Source organism: Pseudomonas sp. R3-41, from assembly GCF_054161485.1.
In genome coordinates, this window is the sequence record NZ_CP096421.1 from 3,693,165 (window position 1) to 3,714,770 (window position 21,606).

Annotated in this window: 17 protein-coding genes and 1 pseudogene; 4 read left to right on the plus strand and 14 right to left on the minus strand. The window is 57.0% G+C overall.

Going from position 1 to position 21,606, the window contains the following annotated elements:
• Positions 1–223: 223 nt before the first annotated feature.
• Together M1D99_RS16325 and M1D99_RS16330 are read left to right on the plus strand one after the other, a co-directional pair.
• Positions 224–3,643, plus strand: coding sequence for a patatin-like phospholipase family protein (locus M1D99_RS16325; RefSeq protein WP_458130441.1), 3,420 nt, complete (start codon positions 224–226; stop codon positions 3,641–3,643).
• Between the two features lie 341 nt (positions 3,644–3,984).
• The gene (locus M1D99_RS16330; RefSeq protein WP_434570257.1) at positions 3,985–4,578 is read left to right on the plus strand and encodes a hypothetical protein; all 594 of its coding nucleotides are present in this window, start codon (positions 3,985–3,987) and stop codon (positions 4,576–4,578) included.
• A 264-nt stretch (positions 4,579–4,842) separates the two neighbouring features.
• Here M1D99_RS16330 and M1D99_RS16335 read toward each other — a convergent pair whose 3' ends face one another.
• From M1D99_RS16335 to pstS, 10 genes and pseudogenes are all read right to left on the minus strand, one after another.
• Positions 4,843–5,799, minus strand: coding sequence for a cyclase family protein (locus tag M1D99_RS16335; RefSeq protein WP_186728332.1), 957 nt, complete (start codon positions 5,797–5,799; stop codon positions 4,843–4,845).
• Positions 5,800–5,955: 156 nt separating this feature from the next.
• A pseudogene (locus M1D99_RS16340) lies at positions 5,956–7,399 on the minus strand (hypothetical protein).
• 71 nt (positions 7,400–7,470) lie between these two features.
• Positions 7,471–8,619 carry an iron-containing alcohol dehydrogenase gene (locus tag M1D99_RS16345; RefSeq protein WP_434570374.1) on the minus strand — a complete coding sequence of 383 codons (1,149 nt, stop codon included), beginning with the start codon at positions 8,617–8,619 and terminating at the stop codon, positions 7,471–7,473.
• 182 nt (positions 8,620–8,801) lie between these two features.
• Positions 8,802–10,175, minus strand: coding sequence for a sigma-54 interaction domain-containing protein (locus M1D99_RS16350; protein ID WP_434570376.1), 1,374 nt, complete (start codon positions 10,173–10,175; stop codon positions 8,802–8,804).
• Positions 10,176–10,732: 557 nt separating this feature from the next.
• On the minus strand, positions 10,733–11,359 hold the full coding sequence (locus tag M1D99_RS16355; protein WP_434570378.1) for a hypothetical protein: 627 nt from the start codon (positions 11,357–11,359) through the stop codon (positions 10,733–10,735).
• Entirely contained in the window at positions 11,359–12,057 is a 699-nt protein-coding gene (locus M1D99_RS16360) for a hypothetical protein (protein WP_434570380.1), read from the minus strand. The genes M1D99_RS16355 and M1D99_RS16360 overlap by 1 nt, the downstream gene beginning before the upstream one ends.
• Positions 12,058–12,150: 93 nt before the next feature.
• A complete protein-coding gene (pstB, locus tag M1D99_RS16365; RefSeq protein WP_025214260.1) occupies positions 12,151–12,912 on the minus strand; it encodes a phosphate ABC transporter ATP-binding protein PstB in 762 nt (253 codons plus the stop codon).
• A gap of 75 nt (positions 12,913–12,987) precedes the next feature.
• Positions 12,988–13,899, minus strand: coding sequence for a phosphate ABC transporter permease PstA (gene pstA / locus M1D99_RS16370; RefSeq protein WP_186705613.1), 912 nt, complete (start codon positions 13,897–13,899; stop codon positions 12,988–12,990).
• Complete coding sequence (pstC, locus tag M1D99_RS16375) at positions 13,899–14,864, minus strand: phosphate ABC transporter permease subunit PstC (protein WP_186705614.1); 966 nt, start codon at positions 14,862–14,864, stop codon at positions 13,899–13,901. Before pstC ends, pstA begins: the two co-directional genes overlap by 1 nt.
• Positions 14,865–14,936: 72 nt before the next feature.
• The gene (gene pstS / locus M1D99_RS16380) at positions 14,937–15,968 is read right to left on the minus strand and encodes a phosphate ABC transporter substrate-binding protein PstS (RefSeq protein WP_434570382.1); all 1,032 of its coding nucleotides are present in this window, start codon (positions 15,966–15,968) and stop codon (positions 14,937–14,939) included.
• 204 nt (positions 15,969–16,172) lie between these two features.
• On the opposite strand from pstS, the gene M1D99_RS16385 reads away from it, so the two are divergent.
• A complete protein-coding gene (locus M1D99_RS16385) occupies positions 16,173–17,048 on the plus strand; it encodes a LysR family transcriptional regulator (protein ID WP_434570384.1) in 876 nt (291 codons plus the stop codon).
• Positions 17,049–17,050: 2 nt separating this feature from the next.
• Here the strand turns inward: M1D99_RS16385 and M1D99_RS16390 are convergent, their stop codons facing one another.
• The 4 genes from M1D99_RS16390 to gabT all read right to left on the minus strand — a co-directional run bounded on the left by M1D99_RS16390 (position 17,051) and on the right by gabT (position 20,238).
• The gene (locus tag M1D99_RS16390; protein ID WP_434570386.1) at positions 17,051–17,476 is read right to left on the minus strand and encodes a VOC family protein; all 426 of its coding nucleotides are present in this window, start codon (positions 17,474–17,476) and stop codon (positions 17,051–17,053) included.
• A gap of 188 nt (positions 17,477–17,664) precedes the next feature.
• On the minus strand, positions 17,665–18,153 hold the full coding sequence (locus tag M1D99_RS16395; RefSeq protein WP_008146530.1) for an Lrp/AsnC family transcriptional regulator: 489 nt from the start codon (positions 18,151–18,153) through the stop codon (positions 17,665–17,667).
• Between the two features lie 46 nt (positions 18,154–18,199).
• Positions 18,200–18,856, minus strand: a complete 657-nt coding sequence (locus M1D99_RS16400; protein ID WP_434570388.1) for an HAD family hydrolase — start codon at positions 18,854–18,856, stop codon at positions 18,200–18,202.
• An 89-nt stretch (positions 18,857–18,945) separates the two neighbouring features.
• A complete protein-coding gene (gene gabT / locus M1D99_RS16405; RefSeq protein ID WP_434570390.1) occupies positions 18,946–20,238 on the minus strand; it encodes a 4-aminobutyrate--2-oxoglutarate transaminase in 1,293 nt (430 codons plus the stop codon).
• A gap of 286 nt (positions 20,239–20,524) precedes the next feature.
• On the opposite strand from gabT, the gene M1D99_RS16410 reads away from it, so the two are divergent.
• Positions 20,525–21,451 (plus strand): 2-hydroxyacid dehydrogenase, encoded by a 927-nt coding sequence (locus tag M1D99_RS16410; protein ID WP_434570392.1) that lies wholly within the window; start codon positions 20,525–20,527, stop codon positions 21,449–21,451.
• Positions 21,452–21,606 lie beyond the last annotated feature (155 nt).

Consider the following 21,606-nt stretch of genomic DNA (forward strand, 5'->3'; position numbering starts at 1 on the left):
GAACGTCTGGCCTCAGCCATTCGCTCCCGCCATGGAACTGCAAGGTACTTATCCAACATCGCTGGCGAAGGTCATCAGGGCTGTCTACAGTCTCTTCAGTTACCGCTACACCATCGGCCTCGTCTTTGTTCAGGTTGTCGTGCGAATTGTCGCTCAGGAAGTCAAAACTCGGATGAGTTAGAACCACGCTTTGCGTGCGATTGATTTCTTGAGGAGAGACGCCATGACGGTCGAGCAGGAAAACCCGCCACCCGAAAATACCCAACCCTCCAGCGAGGCGCTGAAGTTGCAGGCGGCACTCGATGCCGAGGCCGCTGCTTTATCCCGCCATCCCCGATCGGCCTTTTATACCAAAGGTGGGCAAACGGATGGGCAAACCTTGCGTAAAACCCGGGAGTCCATCGGCCTGGCTTTTTCTGGCGGCGGTATCCGCAGCGCTACGTTCTGTCTCGGCGTGCTTCAGGCATTGGCCGGCAGAAAAAGACTGGCCTCGTTCGACTATTTGTCTACGGTCTCGGGCGGCGGCTATATCGGTAGCTGGCTGAGTGCCTGGATTTATCGCAAAGGCTTGGCCGATGTTCAGAAGAGCTTGGCCAAGGCGGACAACGTCAACACCGAAAAAGCCCCAGCATCCTCGGAGCCTGCGGAGATCGTCTGGCTCAGGCGTTACAGCAACTACCTCACCCCCCGGGTCGGTATGCTATCGATGGACACACTGACCTTGCTCGCCACTTGGTTGCGCAATGTCATGCTCAATCTGGTCATCCTTCTTGGTTTCTTCGCTTTATTGTTCTCCTTGCCATATGCATTACTCCGAGCCTACGACTTCGCAACTCCATACGCTAATGTCTTCGGCTTCGCGGCGGCCTGGGGTGGATTGTTTTTTGTCTTCTGCATCGGCTACAACCTCTGGCACCAGGGATTGCCGATCAATCGCCGGCGTAACTGGTTGATCTCCATACCGGGAGTGGTACTGACTGTTATTGTCCCAGGGACAGTGTCGTCAGTTTTTGCGGTCGTCTGGTGGACCAGTATTGATCCCGTTTGGAATACCGCCTTGTCTGCCGGGCGCTATTTAGCCGGTTTGCTATTGGCGTTGTTGTTGACCTGGATGTTGGCCGAGCTGGCCGAGGGCAAGCCATTGCGACTGCTGCTGCGCGATGCCGCGGTGCTGTGTATGGCCGGCGGCGTGGGGTTGGTTTCGGGCATACTGGTACTGGCCGCTGCCAGTCACTTGTTGGCGCTGGGAGAACCGGTGACGGTCGGGCACAAAATCGTTTTGCTGTGTTTGGGCGTGCCGATTTTTCTTGCTGCCCTGGGCGTCACCACTTCCATCTATACCGGAATGGTCGGCCGCGCCTTCTTCGAGCGCAGTCGTGAGTGGTGGAGCCGTCTCAACGCCTGGCTAATGATGATAGCCTTCGGCTGGGCGATTTGGTGCCTGCTGACGTTCTTTTCATTACCGCTGCTGGAATGGCTGCAGAGCCGCATGGGTGACTGGATTGGCCTGTTAGGCACAGGCTGGATCGGTACTTTATTGGTGTCGATATTCTTACGCCGACCCGAGTCGGCCTCGATGAAGAAACAGCTGAGAGTCGACCGTCTCCTGAACGTCGCCTCAACGACCTTTGTCGTGGGGCTGGTTTTTTTTGCAGCAGCGGCTACCCAGAAAGTCTTGTTTGCAATTGTCGCCAGCTCGAGTCAAGCGCCTGCGGAGGAGCAGAAACTTCCGGGCATCTGGACGTTGTTCCAAAACAATGTGCCCGCCATTGAGTCGTTGACAGGGAACAATCCGACGACAGCTGGCATCCCCATCTTCGTACTGGCCATTGGTATCTTGCTCTTCGTGACGCTGTTGTTCGCCTGGCGGGTCGATATCAATAAATTCTCCTTGCACAACATGTACAAGAACCGTCTGGTCAGGTGCTATCTCGGGGCGAGTAACCAGAACCTGCGTAATGAACAGCCTTTCGTTGGTCTGGATGATGACGATGATCTCTCCTTGCATGTGCTGAGCAGGGGCACCAACGGCAAGAAGATCGCGCCTCAACTTCCCCTGCATATCATCAACACCACCCTGAATATCACCCAGGGGGCGGACCTGGCCTGGCAGGAACGCAAAGCAGCTTCGTTCGTATTTACACCATTGTTTTGCGGTTATTCATTGGAACGGACTCAGGGCGACACGACCTCGCTGCACCGCGATGGCGCCGCAGATCCGGCCTACCGTCCCACTGAAGCCTATGCCGCAAGGGATCAGGAAGAGAAAGGTTTCACCCTGGGCATGGCTCTGGCCACGTCAGGCGCGGCCGTCAGCCCGAACATGGGTCGCGCCAGTCTACCGATGCTGGCATTCGTCCTGACTCTGTTCAACATCCGGCTGGGACGCTGGAGCCCCAATCCGGCGCAGTCACGCTGGTATTCACCCAGCCCGCGGCTGGGGCTGCTCGCCCTATTATATGAACTGCTCGGCATGAGCGATGAGCGCAGCCGTTACGTTTATCTGTCCGATGGCGGCCATTTCGACAATCTGGGCATTTACGAACTGGTGCGCCGGCGCTGCTCCGTTATCTTTGCCGTCGATGCTAGCGCGGATGAGCAGCGTGAGATGACCGATCTGGCCGACACCATTCGCAAATGTCGAGTCGATCTGGGGGTTGATATCAGCTTCAGCCAGCTCAACGATTTTCGCGGGGATGCCAAAACCTTATGCACCCAAGGGTTCATTACCGGCACTATTCATTACGATGCGCAGAAAAATGGCACCCTGGTGCTAATCAAACCCAGTCTGGCCGCGCTGCGCGATGAACCGGCGGATGTACTGAACTACGCCATCCAGAACTCGACTTTCCCGCACCAGACAACGGTCGATCAGTTTTTTGACGAGAGTCAGTTTGAAAGCTTCCGGCGCCTGGGCAAGCTAATTGGCGATCGTTGCCTGGATGACCCCAATGTACAACGACTGCTACCCATCCGCCGGCCCGCCAGGTTTCCGATTCGCAGGAGGCAGGGAGAGGAGGGGCGAGGGCACTTCACCGACTTTATCGGCTGGTTGCGCCATATCCCGGCCAGTCAGCGTCCGGGACGCAATGATTCGCTGATCGATCTGTTCCTGGAAATGTTGCTGGCCACAACACTTGTCGGAGTGACCCTGATGCTTCTGGACCGGACGGTGTTTAACGCCTCCAATCAATTCTGCTGGAATTTGGCAAGTTGCGTGAACCTTATCAAGCCACTTCTAAGCAACGTGACACCCTCAGGACCATGGGGATCTTTAGCGATATGGCGCATCGTGTTGGATAACTTCTTCGTATTGCTATACGTAATTACCTTGCTGCTCGGCTACAAAGTCGGGTGCGCGAAACGTTGGTGGATCTGGGTGTTGATTGTTGTCCCGCTGGTCACCGGATTGAGCGACTATGCTGAAAACTTCACGTTATTGTCGGTGCTCGATGGCCATAGCGTCACTAACATGAGCGGCATGCTGGGGCTGTTTACGCTGATGAAGTTTTGGGGATTCGCGCTCAGTGTTGTGGTACTGGCGGGGCTGGCACCGAGTATCAAGCGTGCTTTTGTCACACGCTGGAATTTGTTGCCTGCGGAGGACCAAACAAATAATCCTATAAATATTGCCCGGGAGTAAGGTGGCCACAGCAGCGTATCAATTGCGTTGTTTGTCAGCTTTGCTTTGGCTCCTTGATCAATCTTGGTCGAACCGGATTTTAGGACCGGGTCGCTTGCATGCATTCGATTAGGAACCCTGGCTGATGTTAGCAGGTGTTGCTGGCTTCAAATCCGCTGGATAACCGGGCAGAAACTGAAATACCTAGTTACGTGTAATGTATATTATGTTAAACAGGATGTTTATGATAATGAGCTGGCTGCCATCACCCCACAAACTTCCTCTTTCCGCCCGGCTGTCACCCGTAGTAGCCTCGGGCACCAGCCGTGCAGCAACCTTAAGCCAGATGAATGGAATAGATAATGGAATATACTTTTGCAGCGCTATCCATACATCTTGGTCAGGATGATGAAGAAGAACTGCTTTCCCCACTGGCAAACCTATCAGGTGCTGACGCTAAAACGCTGATAGAAGAACTGACTAGGCAACGTCCAGGTCGGGAGAATCAGAGCCTCGGAATTCTTGGCTACTTAAGACCGAAGCTTCATTGCCTGATTGATATCTGGACCGGCGGGGATTACATGGATATCCGTGAAGGACAAGAAAATAACACGCTGGACGAGGGAGCTCGGCAAAAAATCAGTGATTTCTTTACCGATTGGGACCTGTTACCTCTCCCAGATCGGGATTTCATTCATTACTCCAAGGACGACAGCTGGGATAACCTCAAGGTCGGCGAAATCATCGAGCTAAAGAGTTTTATGGGCTGTGCCCCTGATGGCTGGGAGCATCGCAGCAATGGCCGCGCTCGACTCCTGTTTCGACCAACATCACAAGCACGATACCTCGGCGCTCTCACAAGGGAGCAGGCAGAACGAGAGGTGCTTATCCGGCCGGGTTCCCAGTTCATAGTAGAGGCTATCAACGATGGGGTAACCAATTTGCGCGAAACTTGACTCACCTCTAACAGAGCACCGCGATTGAGGACGTGTGCTTACCAGCCCTTGGATCAGCACAATTAAGTTTATGTATATAAAAACGCGAAGACGTGGAACTTCAGCAATCGAAGAGACTTATGAACTGTCGTATGAAAATCAGTTGTGCCTCGTCGGAGCTACCCTCCTCCCCGCCTATACTGCGATACCCCTTGACGTAAATGGCTTTAAGCAATGTGCTTGATTTATGCTAAGGCAGGAGTAAGCCTGCCCCAGCACACATGACTATTTAATCACTACCGGATTGACCGGTGACCCGGTAGCGCGATGCACTTTAAGCGGTGCCGCCACATAAAGAAACGTATATTGCCTATCATCAGCGCAACTTTTAGCCAGCTTCTCCAAATCGCAGATCTCTGTAAAGGCGATACCGAGATTACGCATCAAGGCGCAGTGCAGAGGCAACGCCACTCCTGATACTGGGTCTATCGTTACTTCATTGGCGATGGTGTCAGTGACAAGATTTGGAATTTCCTTATCATGGAACCATTGAACAAGTTCCTGCGAATACGTAAGGCCTGGCTCGCAGAAACCGTCATAAAACCCCTCGCCCTGTTCATAGAACGCTTGAAGAAAGTTAGTCCTGATAATCAGGATATCGTGAGGCTCGATCGTATGGCCCTGAGCCTCTGCGCACGCCTCAAGCTCTATATGAGTGAATGTCTCGCCTTTATCCAGCATGCGCTTGCCGCGATGCCGAGCCATATCCAGTAACACTCCGCGCCCTACTACTCCTTTTTCGCCGATCGGTGCAACACTGGCCTTGTCGAGGCCGCCCACAGTTGTTCGCGCGTCGTACCCGTTCCATATTTTTCCACCGTACCAGAGGTGGCCAAGCGCATCATATTGCGTGGATCCTTGCAGGAACGCGTCGATCTTGTCATCGGCGTAGTGCAAGCCGCCCGGATAACAAGGGCCATGATCAGTGTCCCAACTTGACTCATCGAGCACCATGGTGCGTTCTGCTGGAGTACGGCCTGGCCAAACTGGATCGCCAGCAGGATTGCCAATCATACGTTGTAAAGTAAATATGCTTCCGGTCTTAATGTGGGCAACCCCGCGCATGACTTCTTGCGCCGTCAGGTAATTCAGAGCGCCCACTTCGTCCTCCGCTCCCCATCTGCCCCAATTAGAAGGAGCGTCCTTCAATAAGTCTTCCATTGTAGGAATTGGAGTCGTCATCTTTTGTCCTTTTAGTTGCAGTGGTGATAAAAAACGCACAATAAAGCGCCTTTTGTCCATACCCGTCAGGGCATATGAAATATCGAATAAAGTGCTCGCTTAATCGCAAAGTGTCTTGAGCGGATATTCATGCGACTGAGCGACTAGGCCTGCCTATCACTCAGCCATAGCGCCTTCTACTCCCCGCTTTAGGGCCGTGGTCGACTCACCACCTTTAGCAGGCTTGGCAGGCGCAACCTTCAAATCCTTGGCAAACGTCCCATCCACCTCGCCCTTGAAGAAATTCTTACCGTAGATCAGCAAGCACAACACAACGCCAATCCCGAAGGCCCAGCTCGCGCCTTTGATGGCCAGTACCGCGCCAATCACCCCCGCGATACCCAAGTCGCGCTGGCTACGCGCCTCAAGGATGCCCAAACGCACACTGACATAACCCTGGATCAGCAAGGTCAACGACAGCGCAACACCGAGAATCGGCTGCACCAGGGTCACGACCGGCAACAACAGCAGACCGCTGTTGGTCCCCCAACGGAACGACCCGACACCGCCGATGATCGATTTCATCGCCTTCGGCCCACCTTTGAAACGTTCGATCACCACCACCAGCATCGCCGCCCATTTCGGGCCGCACATGGCGACATCTGGGCCAAAGATGCTCATGAACGCATTACGCGCGCCGAAAATCAGGTGAGCACGGTCGGCGTTGTAATCGACGACTTCATCCGTGCGGACGGTTCCTGCCTCATCGAGGAGCGATTTCGCACTGAGCACGTCGCCGAAGACGATGATGTACGCCGCTAGCATTGTGGGCAGCGCGGAGATGAACATGGACAGTGGCGGCATGCCCAGGCCGAAAACGGTGTAGTCGTTCCAAAGGCCGGCAAAATCCGGCTTGCTGATCCCCCACTGAATCGTTGGCCAAGACGCCTCACCAAACAAGGGTGCAATCACCACGGCCAGCAGAACGATCGGCAAGATGCCGAGCTTGGCGAAGTTCCACCAGAAACGGTTGCGCTGCTTGAGCTCGTTGAAATGCTGGGAAAAGATCAAATAGAAGGCAATGCCGACTGCAATGGAAATGGTCCAGGGCAGCACATTGAATTTACCGCCCACCTGGAACACCGCGATCACCGCACTCAAGCCGGCACCGACGATAATCCCGGACTTGATCGCCGAGGGCACATACTCCACCACCTTCTTCGCCATTCCGGTCGCCCCCAGGGCAATTGAAAAAAAACCCTAGCATCAACTGGAAGGCAATCAAGGCGTGGACACGCTCCGGGCCCATTGGGAATTGAGCGCAGTAAGCCATCAACAGAGGCACCGCCGGGGTAATCCAGCCAGGTACGGTAGGGTCACCGAGTAAATGGTGCGCCAGGTACAGCAAGCCATTGAGCATCACGACGGCAAGTGCGACCTCGAATGGCATGCCGAGCAGTTCGGTCATCAGAGGAATTGCGGCCAGATCCACGGCGCACATCAGCAAGCCCTGGAGGTAATCCGGGAGCTCGATCTTGTAGTGAATAAACGGCAACCGGACCTTGAAAGGACCCAGCGGGATGTACGGGCTTTCGCTCCGCTGCGCAGGAGTGTCAGACATTGAGTTCACCTGTTTTATTGGTTTTGTACGGGCGCACGCTCCGGTACTACCGGAGTCGTGAGTGACGCAGATCAATAGGCAGCGCGATAGATCTTCTCGATATCGGCGGCAGTCAGCTTGCGCGGGTTGTTGCGCATCAGCCGGTCGATCTTGCTGGCTTCCTCGGCCATTGCGGGGATGGCATCCTCCGGCACGTTGAAACTGCGCAGCCCGGATGGGATATCCACGGCGGCGCATAGATCGACAATGGCGCTGACAGCATGGTCCGCGGCATCCTTGTCGCTCAGGTTTGCAACGCGCAGGCCCATGGCTTCGGCAATATCACGAAAGCGTTCGACGCAGGCCGTCTTGTTCCACGCCATCACGTACGGCAGCAGCAAGGCGTTGCTGACGCCGTGGGCGATGTTGAAACGCCCGCCCAATGGGTATGCCAACGCGTGCACCGCCCCTACTCCGGCGTTACCAAATGCCATGCCGGCCATCAAGCTGCCGGTGGCCATGTCCTCCCGCGCTTGCAGGTTGGATGGGTTGGCGTAGGCCTTCGGCAGCGCCTTGGCGATCAGCTTGATAGCGCCCAGCGCGATGGCATCGGTGATCGGCGAAGCGTTTACCGAAATATAAGACTCGACCGCATGCACCAGCGCATCGACACCACTGGCCGCCGTCACACTGCGTGGGCAGGTCAATGTCATGGTCGGACAAACCAACGCCAGATCAGGTAGTAGGTAGTCGCTGACAATGCCTTTCTTCAACTGCGCTTGCTTGTCAGAAAAAATCGCTACGTTGGTAACCTCCGAACCCGTGCCAGCGGTGGTAGGAATCGCAATCAACGCAGGGCCTCTACGCTTAACCAGATCAACACCGAACAGTTCACTCAGCGGACCGTCATGCTCGGCATACGCCGCGACACCCTTGGCGATATCGATGGCACTGCCGCCACCCACGGCAATCAAGCCGTCATGGTTGCCCTTGCGATAGGCGCGGGTGCAGTCCTCTACGATGGCGATCTCCGGCTCTGGTTTGACCTCATCGAAAATGCCGAAGTGGCGGCCGCCCAGTTGCGCCAGCGCCAAATCAACGGTGCCGGACTTCAGCAGAATGGCGTCGGTGACAATCAGCGGGTTCTGGACATCGAGGCGAGTCAGTTCAGCCGACAGCTGCTCGATAGCACCTTGTCCAGTGATCAATTTGTTCGCGATTTTAAAAGCAGAGATGTTCATCAGGCTCGTCCAGTTGATGTTGTTTTATTGGAAGACGTGCCATACGAGTTAGCGAAAGACGTGCCAATGCCCGCAAAGGCCCGTGGCGTGGGCCTTCGCGCAATTCTCAGGGTAATAGGAGAGGATTTAGCGGTCAGTCCTGATTAGTTTTCTGATCGATTCAATCGAGGCTGATCAGAATCCTAATCAGAATGTTCCCAGCGCTTCATTTTCTGCACCACGGTTGCCTGACTCACGCCTAATGCCTTGGCTGCAAGGCGCGTGGTCTTGTGCGTGCGCAGCGCCGCACGAATCGCATTGCGCTCGGCATTTTCCAATACCTTGCGCAGGGGCAAGCCGGTGTCATTGCTATTGCACGGATTGAGGTCGAGGATCTCCTCGGGCATGTCGAGCGCCTCGATAGTCCCGGTCTGATTGGTCACCACCAGCCGTTCGACGATGTTGATCAACTCGCGGATATTGCCGGGCCAAGCGTACTCGCACATCAGATCGAGGGCTTCGAGACTCCATTGAACCTGACGTTCGTAGCGGACATTGAAGCTATCAAGGTAGTAATGCAAGAGCGGCGGGATTTCCTCTCTCCGCTCGCGCAATGCCGGAATGTGGATCGGCACCACATTGAGCCGGTAATACAAGTCGGCCCGAAAACGACCTTCTGCCACCCGCTGCTTGAGGTGATGGTGGCTGGCGCTAATGATGCGTACATCGACCTCCTTCAGCTCCAGGCCACCGACGGGAATGAAGCGGTTCTCTTCGATAACCTTGAGTAACTTGACCTGCACCGGCAGTGGCAAATCACCAATTTCATCGAGAAACAATGTTCCGTGGTGCGCCAGCTCCAGCAGGCCTCGCTTGCCTTTAGGACCCGCACCCGTGAACGCTCCAGGCGCATAGCCAAACAGCTCGGCTTCGATCAGATTCTCAGGCAGCGCACCGCAGTTGAGTGCGAGAAATGGCTCACTGGCGCGCGGACTGGCGTTGTGGATGAACTGCGCTACGAGGGTTTTTCCGACGCCGGTTTCGCCCTGAAGCAAAACCTTTACCGAACTGTTGGCTACCTGCCGGGCCAGCGAGAAGATGCGTCCGGAAACCTCCTGATCAGCCATAAGCGGAGAATTCAGGAGATTGTCTCGTCGGCCAGCATGAAGTTTGGCGGTGCTGTTGCGCAGTTGCTTGAGCTGTTGCAACTCATCGCGCTCGTGTTTCATGCGCAGCAGTTCAGTCATGTCACGCACGGTACTGACAACATATGAAACCCGGTTTTCAGCGTCGAGAATCGCCGTGGCGCTGACCAGCAGCTTCTTGCCCTGACTCAGGCTTTGCATCACCGACACCGGCCGACCTTCACGCAACACCCGCAGCGTGGCCGACTGTGAGATGACACCCTCCTTCACCAGTTCCTGCATGGAACGGCCTATGAGATCGGCACCACTGAGTCCAGTCAGACGTTCATAGGCTTGATTGACTTTCAGCGTCCTGCCGTCGCCATCGGTAATGTAGACGCCGTCATGCAACGCGTTGAGCAACTCTTCGAAACTGGCGTCGTTGACGTTCACAGGAGGCGGTCCTTCGAGGGTTCGGAGCGGTTGAGTTTAAACGTTGCGCTGGGAGATGGAGAGTGACGTTTGTTTGCTTCGCAGTAAAATCACGCTCCCTTGATCACAAGATTGAGCAAGGCGCACCTCGACATCGAGGAACGGGCCGTACGAAGCACCTGCCCTCCTCCCTGGGTGCCGTCGATCAGAATCAGGTCCTGGTCCATCACGTCACCTCTTCATGCATACGACTTGGCGCAAGGTATGAACCACTTCGACCAGGTCGCGTTGGGAGCCGAACATCGATTTTGAACTGCAGCGCTATGCCCGGGATCACGGAGAGCAGGTCTTGAGATCGATCTGTTCGATCGCCTTCAACTGGAGTCGGTCTTGAAGGTGTGCAGCACAGCGACAAGTCAGGCGGACGCCGGTCGCAAGCTCTTTTCACAGAGCCGATCAGCCAAGGCATCGCCTAATGATTCCGATCGTATCCGTAAGTTTCTGGGTCGATTCAACATCCCATGGAGCCAAGTCAGCAAGCTTGTATAGACGGCACGCGGTACGGAATCACTCACTGGCTAAATAGTCGGCACCCGGCGCAACGAAGCTCGCTGCACAGGCCTCTGCTGCCAAGCCAGCTGCGCTTGGACAACGGCGACCGCATCCAGCACTTTATGCGTCCAACCCTCATCCTCCGGATGCACCACGACTACCCGAAAGCCATGGTCATCACCTTCAATCTGCACCCCTTCGGAATCATCGACGTGCAAGTCGATATCGAACGCTGGCGGATATTTCGAGGGCGTATTCGACAGCCCATGGACCGCCAGCGCGCGGTTGTGCAGCACGCTGTTGACCACGCCGTCGACGCGGATGCCGTACAGCAACAACCAACGCCGGATGTAGGACGGCGTGCGACCGGACGACGTATAGACCCAGATGCTGCAATCCTGGCGGCGCAGCTCTCGGATCAAGGAACGTGTGCCCCTGCGCAACGGTTCACCCAACCAACGATGGACACTGGCCGGCAGCCTGCTGTGTTCAACTTCGCAGTGGTGGAGTTGGCAGGCGAGCGTGTCATCGATATCAAACGAAATGCGGATGCGTTGGCGCCTGGACATTTGCAGCGGGACAGCACTGCGGATGGCCTGCCCTACCCGGCTACCGACGGTTTTGCATTTGGCGAGCGCCATATACCTGCCCATCAATGGCCACCTAGAGAGAAGGACGACGGCTTGCCCTTGAGAAAGAACTTCATCGGGTCAGGCGCCTGCTCTTCCAGGAAAGCTGCGTATTTTTTCTTGATCTTGGGCAATTCGTACAACGCCTTGACTCCATGTTTGGCAGAGTTGCGTATGACTGATGAGGGGTTGAAGTAGCCCTCGGCGTTTTCCAGCGTCAACACGAAAGGCGGCAACCCCGCGCGCATGAGCAGGTAGCTGACGATGAGCGACCCGCTGCGGTTGTTGCCTTCAATGAACAACTGCGGCTTGCTGAGAATGCGCACATAGACGCCAGCCGCACGCTTCCAGACGGATTCGCTGCGGTACGCACAATACCAGTTGTACAAGTCCTTGATGCCTCCCTCAACGTTGTTGAAGAAATGCGCCTCGGTCGCGGCCAGGTGCTGGGCGTACTCCAAGCGGCGCGCCGGGTCTCGGCCACAGAGCACCGTGGCGTTGATCTCGAGCATCAGGTTCAGTTGCTGGAGGTCGAACAGATCAACGCCGCGGGCAACATAGTCGTCAACCAGCGCATAACCTTCAAGCACATTGTGCAGCACCTCGTCGGTCAAGGGATCGCGCGGCTCCGTGAAGTGCTGGCTCAGCGCGGCGAAGCGCTCTTGCACTTCCCGCAGTGCACGTTCAATCGCAGGCAAATCAAGGCGGTGCGTAGCAGGCATTGGTGCTCCTTGGAAACGCTTGGTAAATGTCTACCGGATGCCCGCCAAATCCATTTGGCTTCTGCAGGTATACGGCCTTGACCGGAAGTGGACTCAGCTGAACTTGCCGCTGATGTAGTCGCCGGTCATCTGTTCACGAGGGTTGTCGAAAATCTGCGTCGTCGGGCCCATTTCGACCAGGTAGCCGGTGCGCGTGCCCTGGGAAATATCCACCGAGAAGAACGCCGTGGTATCAGCGACGCGGATGGCTTGCTGCATGTTGTGGGTGACCAGCGCGATGGTGTAGTCCTTCTTCAACTCGACCATCAACTCTTCGACCCGCCGGGTAGCGATCGGGTCGAGCGCCGAACACGGCTCATCCAGCAGCAGGACTTCCGGCTCGGTGGCGATGGCGCGGGCAATGCACAGTCGTTGTTGCTGGCCGCCGGACAGCGACAGGCCGCTGACCTTGAGCTTGTCCTTGACCTCATCCCACAGCGCGGCGCCTTGCAGGGCATGTTTGACCCGATCGCCGATATCGCCCTTGTAGCGATTGAGGCGCAGGCCAAACGCGACGTTGTCGAAGATGCTCATCGAAAATGGGTTGGGCTGTTGAAACACCATGCCGATGTAGCGGCGCACGACCACCGGATCGACGCCCTTGCCATAGACGTCCTGGCCAAGGAAGTGCACGTGGCCCTCGAAACGGAAACCTTTCACCAGATCGTTCATTCGGTTGAGGCTGCGCAGCACGGTGCTCTTGCCACAGCCGGAAGGCCCAATGAAGCCGGTGATCTTGTTTTTTTCGATCGGCACATGGCTGTCACGTACCGCCATGAAGTTACCGTAGAAAATCTTGTCCAGTTTGCAGTCCATGACGACAGGGGCCTGGGTGACAAACGGAGCGGCTATTTGCGCAGTGGATACGTTCACGATCAGATGCTCCCGTTCTTAATACTTGGGCTTGCCGAAAATACGGCTGATGATGTTCACGACCAACACGATCATCACCAGCACCAGGGAGGCCGCCCATGCGAGCTCAAGCTGGTTGTCAAACGGCATGCCGGAGAAGTTGTAGATCAGTACTGCCAGCGATGCCGTCGGGTTCATGACCTCGAGGCTGCCCTGGTGGTAGATCCAGTAGTTGCTGAACAGCGCGGTAAACAACAACGGCGCTGTCTCGCCCGCGGCACGGGCCACGGCCAGCATGACGCCGGTCAGGATCGCTGGCATGCCGGTGGGCAAGATGATTTTCCAGATGACCTGCGAGCGGGTGCAGCCCATGCCATAGGCGGCATCCTTCATGATCTTGGGCACCATCCGCATCGACTCTTCCGCCGTCAGCACGACGATAGGCAGCATCAGTACCGCCAGCGCGACGCCGCCCGCCGGTGCCGAATAAGTACCGGTGGTCATCACCACCAAGGCGTAGGCAAACACCCCGGCCAGGATCGACGGCAGCCCCGTGAGCATCTTGGCCGCAAAGCGCGCGGCATTCGCCAGCTTGCTGTCCGGCCCCAGTTCAGCCAGGAAAATCGCCGCCATGATGCCGACCGGCACCGCGATTGCCGCCGCGATGCCCACCATCACGAACGTACCGGCCAGCGCGTTGCCGAAGCCCCCGCCCATCTCGAAACCGGTCGGCGGCAGTTCGGTAAAGACTTCCAGGTTCAGGCGCGCGCCGCCGCGGGTGATCAGCATGTAGAGCACGGAAATCAACGGCACGCTGGCCAGCAGCGCCCCGCTCCAGACCAGTGTGGTCAAGATCAGGCTGCGCAGGGCACGGCCCTCGAACTTGCGCTGCAGGCTGGGCATCGCGCCTGCTGGAGCCGTCAAGTCTGTTGCAGCAGTGAGATCGGTCATCACTTATTACCCCGTTGGGCATACATCATGATCAAGGAGCCGAAGACGTTCACGATCAACGTGATGAACATCAGCACCAGCGCGGCATACATCAGGACTTCAATCTCGTTCGGTCCGGCCTCGGGGAAGTTCAACGCCAGCAAGGCCGCCAAGGTGTTGGCCGGGGCGAACAGCGAAAGGGAAATGTTGTTCGCGTTGCCGACCAGCATGGCCAGTGCCATGGTTTCACCCAGCGCACGCCCCAGGCCCAGCACCAGGGAGCCGAAGATGCCGGTGGCGGCGGACGGCACCATGACCTTGAGAATCGCTTCCCAATGGGTGGTGCCCATGCCGTAGGCAGCCTGCTTGGTTTTCATCGGTACGGCCGTGAGCGCATCCTGCGAAACAGCGGCAATGGTCGGCAGGATCATGATGGCAAGCACCAACGCCGCGGGAAGCAGCCCCGGCCCGCTCAAGGACGTGCCGAAGAACGGTATCCAGCCCAACTCACTGTTCAACCAGGTGGTCAGCGGCCGAATCGCCGGGATCACCACGTAGATCCCCCACAGGCCGTAGACGACGCTGGGGATGGCCGCGAGCAATTCGACGATGGTGCGAAAAATGGCGGCGAGCTTGGGGGGGAGGAAATCCTGGGTCAGGAAAATCGCCATGCTGACGCCGAAGAACCCGGCGATCAGCAACGCGATAAAGGCGCTGTAGAGCGTGCCCCAGATAGCCGGCAGGATGCCGTATTTACCCTGGTTAACGTCCCAGACAGTGCCGAGCAGCACATCAAACCCGTGCTTTTCCATGCCGGGAAGCGCCTTGCGTCCGACCTCGAACACGAGGGCAAACACCAGCGCCAGAACCAGGACCACCCCTATGCGAGCAATCGCACGAAAGGTGCGATCCACCAGGAAGTCCTTCGCGGACGGTGGCTGGCAGGCAGAATCTGGATTAACCGGTACGACAAAGGGAGTGTTCATTGGCTAATTCCGGAACAGGGGGAAAGCTCTCCCAGCCTGGCTGACATGCCACACCGGGAGAGGCCTCAGGCGTTACTGAATGTTGGCGGAAGCTTTGCGAACCTGATCGACAACCGATGCCGGCAACGGGATGTACCCCATCGAGTCGGCAATTTTCTGGCCTTCGGTCAGGCTGTATTCGACCATTTCACGCATGGCCTTCGCCTTGGCCGGATTGCCGTTGTCCTTGCGGAAAATCATCCAGGTGTAGGACGTGATCGGGTACGACTTGGCGCCGTCTGGATCAGGCAACCAGGACACCAGGCTTTCTGGCATCTTCACCGCCGCCAGGGCCTCGGCACCACTCTCGGCGTTTGGCACGACGTATTGGCCGGCCTTGTTCTGCAACTGGGCGAAGTCAACCTTGGCGAGCTTGGCGAAGCCGTATTCGATGTAGCCAATCGCGCCCGGGGTCTGGCGCACGGTAGCGGTCACACCATCGTTCTTCGGCGACTTGATGAACTTGTCACTGGCCGGCCAGTTGACGGTGTTGCCCTCCCCCAGCGCCTGTTTGAAGTCTGGGTTGATGGTCGCCAGGTGTTTGGTGAATACCGCGGTGGTGCCGCTGGAATCAGCACGCACGACAACCGTGATCGGCGTATCGGACAGTTTCAGGTCCGGGTTGGCCGCCACGATTTGCGGATCGTTCCAGCGAGTGATCTTGCCGAGGAAGATGTTGGAATACACATCCCGTGGCAACTTCAGGCCCTTGGGATTGCCCGGCAGGTTATAGGCCAGGACGATTTCCCCAGCGGTCATCGGCAGCAACTGCACGCCTTCGGCGACCTTGGCGATGTCTTCGTCTTTCATCGCCGAATCGCTGGCGGCGAAATCAACGGTTTTATTCAAAAAGTCCTGGACGCCCGCACCGCTGCCCTTGGACTGGTAATCCACGGTGACGCCGTCGGATTTCTTGCTGAAATCCTTGAACCAGGTCAGGTAGATCGGCGCTGGGAAGCTCGCGCCGGAACCCGTCAGACGGACGTTCTCTGCAGCGAAGGTCGCCGAAGTGGCACAAAGAGAAAGCGTAACGGCGAGCGCAGCAGACTTCATCAAACTTTTCATTGAAAGAAATTCCTTGTGATGACGGGCCGGAGAACTCTGCAACAGTTGTGTTACGTTTTTATGAAAATCGAATGGCAAAGGGAGCAAATGCTCCCTTTTGTGCAGCCGCACCGATGGGCGCAGCTGAAATGGCCCACCATCGGACGTATGGCTGCTACAAAAAAATAAATATGTCTCCCATCGAAACAACATTATTATTTTTGAATGATCAAAGAACTGAAAACACTTATAGCGGTGGCAAGAGAAGGCACCTTTGCTGCGGCGGGCAACAAGATTGGGCTTACCCAAGCCGCTGTCAGCGCGCAGATGCAACGGCTTGAAGCGGAGCTCGGAGTTGAATTGTTCGACCGTAAGGGACGCTCCGCCCAGCTGAACCGCATGGGGCATCAAGTTCTGTTGCAGGGCCAGGAATTGGTGCGCCAGTTCCAGAGCCTGGGGACAACATCGGTGGGCCTTCCGGCCGATGTGTTGATCACCCTGGGTGCGATTGCCTCCGTTCAACGCTCCTTCTTGCCGCAAGCGCTCGCGCAATTCCACCAACGCTCCCCGCAGTGCAGGACGCGAGTGGTCCCCGGTCTTTCGATGGAACTGGTGAACCAGGTCGATTCAGGTGAAATCGACATGGCCGCGATCATCCGCCCGCCTTTCTCACTGCAGAGTGATCTGCGCTGGACAACATTGGCCCGTGAACCGTACCGCTTGATCGTGCCTGCCGATATGCCGGGGGACGACTGGGCGGAGTTGTTATCAAGCCAGTCCTTCATTCGGTACGACCGTTCATCTTTCGGCGGGCGCCAAGTTGATCGCTTTTTGCGAGAAACCCATATTCCATTGCATGAAGTCTGCGAGCTCGATGAGCTGGATGCGATCATCAAGCTCGTGGCAAACGGAGTCGGCGTGGCCTTGGTGCCGGAAACCACACCCCACCATGAATGGCCTGCCGGGGTGCGCCCCATCGACCTGAATCAGCGCACCTTTCATCGCGATATTGGCCTGGTTCATCGTGCACGCCGTAGCCTCACCGAGCCGGTAAAGTTATTGATTCGGCTGATTACCGAGCAGGTTCTGAAAAAGCCGTAGATTTATTTTGCGAAGAGCTGACTCATGTCCTTGAAGGCTTTGAATTCAAGTGCATTACCACAGGGGTCGAACAAGAACATGGTGGCCTGTTCCCCCACCTGCCCTTTGAATCGAATGTAGGGTTCAATGACGAACTTGGTGTCGAAGGCTCTCAAGCGCTCGGCCAGCGCTTCCCATTGTGCCCATTCCAGAATGATCCCGAAATGAGGCACCGGTACGTCGTGACCGTCTACGGGGTTGCTATGGACGCTTTCTTGAGAAACGGTTTTAGGGTGCTCATGAATGACCAATTGATGGCCGTAGAAATCGAAGTCGACCCACTGGGTGCTGGAGCGCCCTTCGGAAAGACCAAACACTTCACCGTAGAATGTGCGTGCGGCGGCCAGGTCATACACAGGGATTGCGAGGTGGAAAGGAGAAAGACTCATCGGGACTCCGGGCTGCAATTTTTATTGATTTCCAAACGGACAACGGGTTCGCTGTCTGCCGGGCTTCTTAGGCCATATTCATGCTAAAGCCGCATACACCTAAAAAAAATCAATATAAATTTTCTACAAGCACAAATTTTTTTGTTGCTTGTGAGCAGTCCAAAAGCTCGGTTTGCCGCCAGGATGTATCAGTGACGCAACAACCTACGCAACGGCACCCCATCCTTTAGCACCGGGGACTTGATGACGATGTAGCTGAAGTACTTGGAAATGCCGATGTTCTTGTCCAGCAACCCTTCGATGACTTCCTGATAATGCTGGATGCTGCAGGTCATGAAACGCACGAGGTAGTCGTAGCCGCCGCTGATCAAATGGCACTCCAGTACCTCATCGACCAAGCGGATATTGGATTCGAACTTGGCGAAGTCCTCGCGCTTGTGGTCGCTCAGCGTGATTTCAGTGAAGACCGTGACCGAGTCAGTGATCTTGGCCAGGTTGAGATGAGCCCTGTAGCCGGAAATATAACCCGCCGACTCAAGCCGCTTGACGCGCTGCAGGCATGGGCTGGATGACAGCCCCACGGCATCGGCGAGACTGACGTTGGTCATTCGACCGTCCTTTTGAAGTTCAACAAGGATACTGATATCAATTCGGTCTAGTTTTATTAAACCTTCCATCGTGTACCCCTCGGTTGTCTTCAGGTTGACAGTGGTTTTAGCAAATTCAACGGCGCAAAGATAGCTGATGCTGAGCGACCAGGTCGGCCATGCTGGTGATGTAGAAATCGGCAGAATATTCTTGATTATCAGGCTCATGGCCACGGCGGATCAGGCACAGGCCCGCTGACTTTGGCGCTTGTGCAGGTGGCCTGGACACTTGCATGATGTTTTCTGGCTTGAGCGCGTTCGCCTGCAGCCATGCCTCATCTTCCAAAGGATTGTTCGCTCGGGAATGCAAGTCCTCGGGAGGAATTCCCAAACGCTCGCAAAGGGGCTCGCGATCCTCGGCATCGCGGTCGCAGTACACCAGCAACCGATAGAATTTGCGCAGGTACAACATCGCGCCGGGCGCGTCCTCGAACAGCGGCCAGTTGCCTGCAGAACGGGCAAAGCTCATGCCCTCCTCCCAACTGACCTTGAGCCCCAGGCGCTCTGCCAGTTGACGATGGGCAAAGCACAACAAACCACTGAAGCCGAGTTCGGAGAAACGCGGATAAAGCCCGCGCACCGCCGCGTCGAATTCCGCCAACACCGCGTCCCTGTCTGGCGTGCCCGGGTGGTTGTCGAGCAAGGGTTGCAGGGCCGTCCAGACACCGGAGTCCCTATCGACCAGGACTTCGTCGCAATCGATCAGCAGCGCGCGATATTCAGTCAGGTGCATGTGTCGCCTCCCATGATGCATTCATCAATCCATCTGCGCTAAATGCCCTCGGTCAGCACCTCGTTACAGGTGCCGACCGAGACCTGAGATTAATCCAACACGCGTAGCAAAGCTGCTTCAAGAATGTTCAGTGCTTCGTCGATCTGGCTTTCTTCGGTGACCAAGGGAGCCAAGAAGCGCAGGACATTGCGGTACACCCCGCATTTGATCACCAACAGCCCGCCTACCCTTGCCTGGTCGATCAGTTGCTGGGTGAGTTCGGCGTCGGGGCTGCGGGCCTCATCGTCCTTGATCAATTCGATGGCGAGCATGAAGCCGGTGCCGCGTACGTCGCCGATACGTGGGTGACGTGCCTGCAAGCGCAGCAGGCCCTGACGCAGCCGCTCGCCCAATGCCTTGCCGCGCTCGAGTAGCTGCTCCTGTTCGTAAGCTTCGATCACTGCCAACGCCGCCGCACACGCCAAGGCGTTACCGCCATAGGTACCACCGAGGCCACCGGGCAAGGGCGCGTCCATGATGTGCGCACGCCCCACTACGCCGGAGATGGGCAAACCACCTGCCAGGCTCTTGGCGACGGTGACCAGGTCCGGCTGAATCCCGGCGTGCTGGAAACCGAACCATTTGCCGGTACGGCCGAAGCCGGTCTGGATTTCATCAAGGATGAGCACGATGCCGTGTTGCTCGGTCAGGGCCCGCAGCGCCTGGAGAAACTCTGGCGGCGCGGACAGGAAGCCGCCGTCGCCCTGCACCGGCTCGATGATGATCGCTGCAACGCGATCCGGAGCGACTTGGGTCGCCAGCAATTCGTTGAGGGCCTGCAACGCCATTTCGCTGCTGAAACCGCGGTAGGCATTCGGGTACGGAGTATGGAAGACCTCAGGCGCGAGGGGACCGAAATTCTGCTTGTAGGGCTGGCTCATGCCCGTCAGCGTCGTACCCAGCAAGGTACGCCCATGGAAACCGCCACGGAAGGAAATGATGGCGGGACGATTGGTGTGGGCGCGGGCGATCTTCACCGCGTTCTCCACCGCCTCCGCGCCGGACGTGAACAGCGCCGCCTTGTAGGCTTGCTCGCCACCCACCAGCTCGCACAGGCGCTTGACCAGGTCGAGGTAGGGTTTGTAGGCCACGACCTGGAAGCAAGCATGGCTGACCTTCTGCAGTTGGGCCTGCACCGCCGCGACCACCTTCGGGTGATTGTGGCCAATGTTCAAGACGCCAATGCCGCCGACGAAGTCCAGATAGCGCGCCCCGTCCACGTCCCACAGCTCGGCACCCTGGGCCCGGTCGATGACCAGCGGATGCGCGGTGACCAGACCCCGTGGCACGAATTGATCGCGTTGACGGAGCAAGCTTGGGGTTTCTTCGACTTTACTGTTCATGGCATCTCCCACAGTGAACCAGGCAACCGGGAAACGGTTGCGATGTGTTCCACAGGTTAAGCGTTCGACGCAATTGTCTAAGCCGAACTTGGCCTCTGGGAAATTCGGATCGACTGTTTTCACCCTGGCAAACAGCAGATTCCTTCAGCCGCCTCCAGCCCCATGGAATCTGCCGGCAAACGCCCCATACAACGCAGTGTCGCCGGATTACGCAGGCTCTTTTGATACATCCTGCTTTACCACTCGGGCATGCTGGATGTTCCCTATCCTTTACGAGAAGTGACCCATGGCCCTGCTTTATAAAGCCGACCCGGTACGCGGCGAACAATGGAAGCGTCTGTTCGCCGAGCACGCGCCGGATATCGAATGGCGTGCCTGGCCGGACATCGGCGATCCGAAGGACATTCGCTACCTCGCCGCTTGGCAGGCGCCGGATGACCTCGAAGCACTGTTGCCGAACCTTGAAGTGCTGTTCGCGTTGTCGGCCGGGGTCGACCAACTCGACCTTGATCGCCTGCCGATGTCCCTGCCGGTGGTGCGTCTACTCGATCCTGGTATCACCCGGGGCATGTGCGAGTACGCCAGTTTCGCCGTGCTCAGCCTGCACCGGGATATGCTCCGTTATCGCCAGCAACAGCTCGCCCGATGCTGGCAGGCGCACTTGCTGCAACCGGCGGCCCAGCGTCGGGTCGGTGTCATGGGGCTTGGCATGCAGGCCCAGCAGATCCTGGCCACCTTGCAGACCTTTGGTTTCGCCTTATCCGGCTGGGCACGCAGCGAACACACTATCGTTGGCGTGGATTGCTTTGCCGGTAACGAACAACTCCCGGCGTTCCTCGGCCAATGCGACATCGTGATCTGTGTCTTGCCATTGACCGAGCAGACCCAAGGGATTCTCAACCGTCAATTGTTCAGACACCTGCCCCAGGGCGCGGCCCTGGTCAACATGGGCCGCGGTGGGCACCTGATAGAAGCGGACCTGCTCGAGGCTTTGGCCAGCGGTCAACTCAGTGCCGCGGTGCTCGACGTCCTGCAACAGGAGCCGGCCGCACCGGATCACCCGTTCTGGCAACATCCTCAGATAGTGCTGACGCCGCATATCGCGGCGATGACCCAACCCGAAAGCGCCTTTGGCGTGCTGCTGGAAAATATCCGTCGGCATCAACGCGGCGAATCGATGCTCGGCCAGATTGATCGCCAGCGACGTTATTGACCCGCGCAGCCCATGCGTCTGCATAAGCACCGACAAAAAAGACGCTGATATTTGCTGCTGGGCCGGCTGCGGATTTGAGCAATAACTGCGGCGCGTGAAGCCGCAACTTATGCAATCTACCGAATCAATGCCGGCCTCTTGTCAGGCCTGGCGGC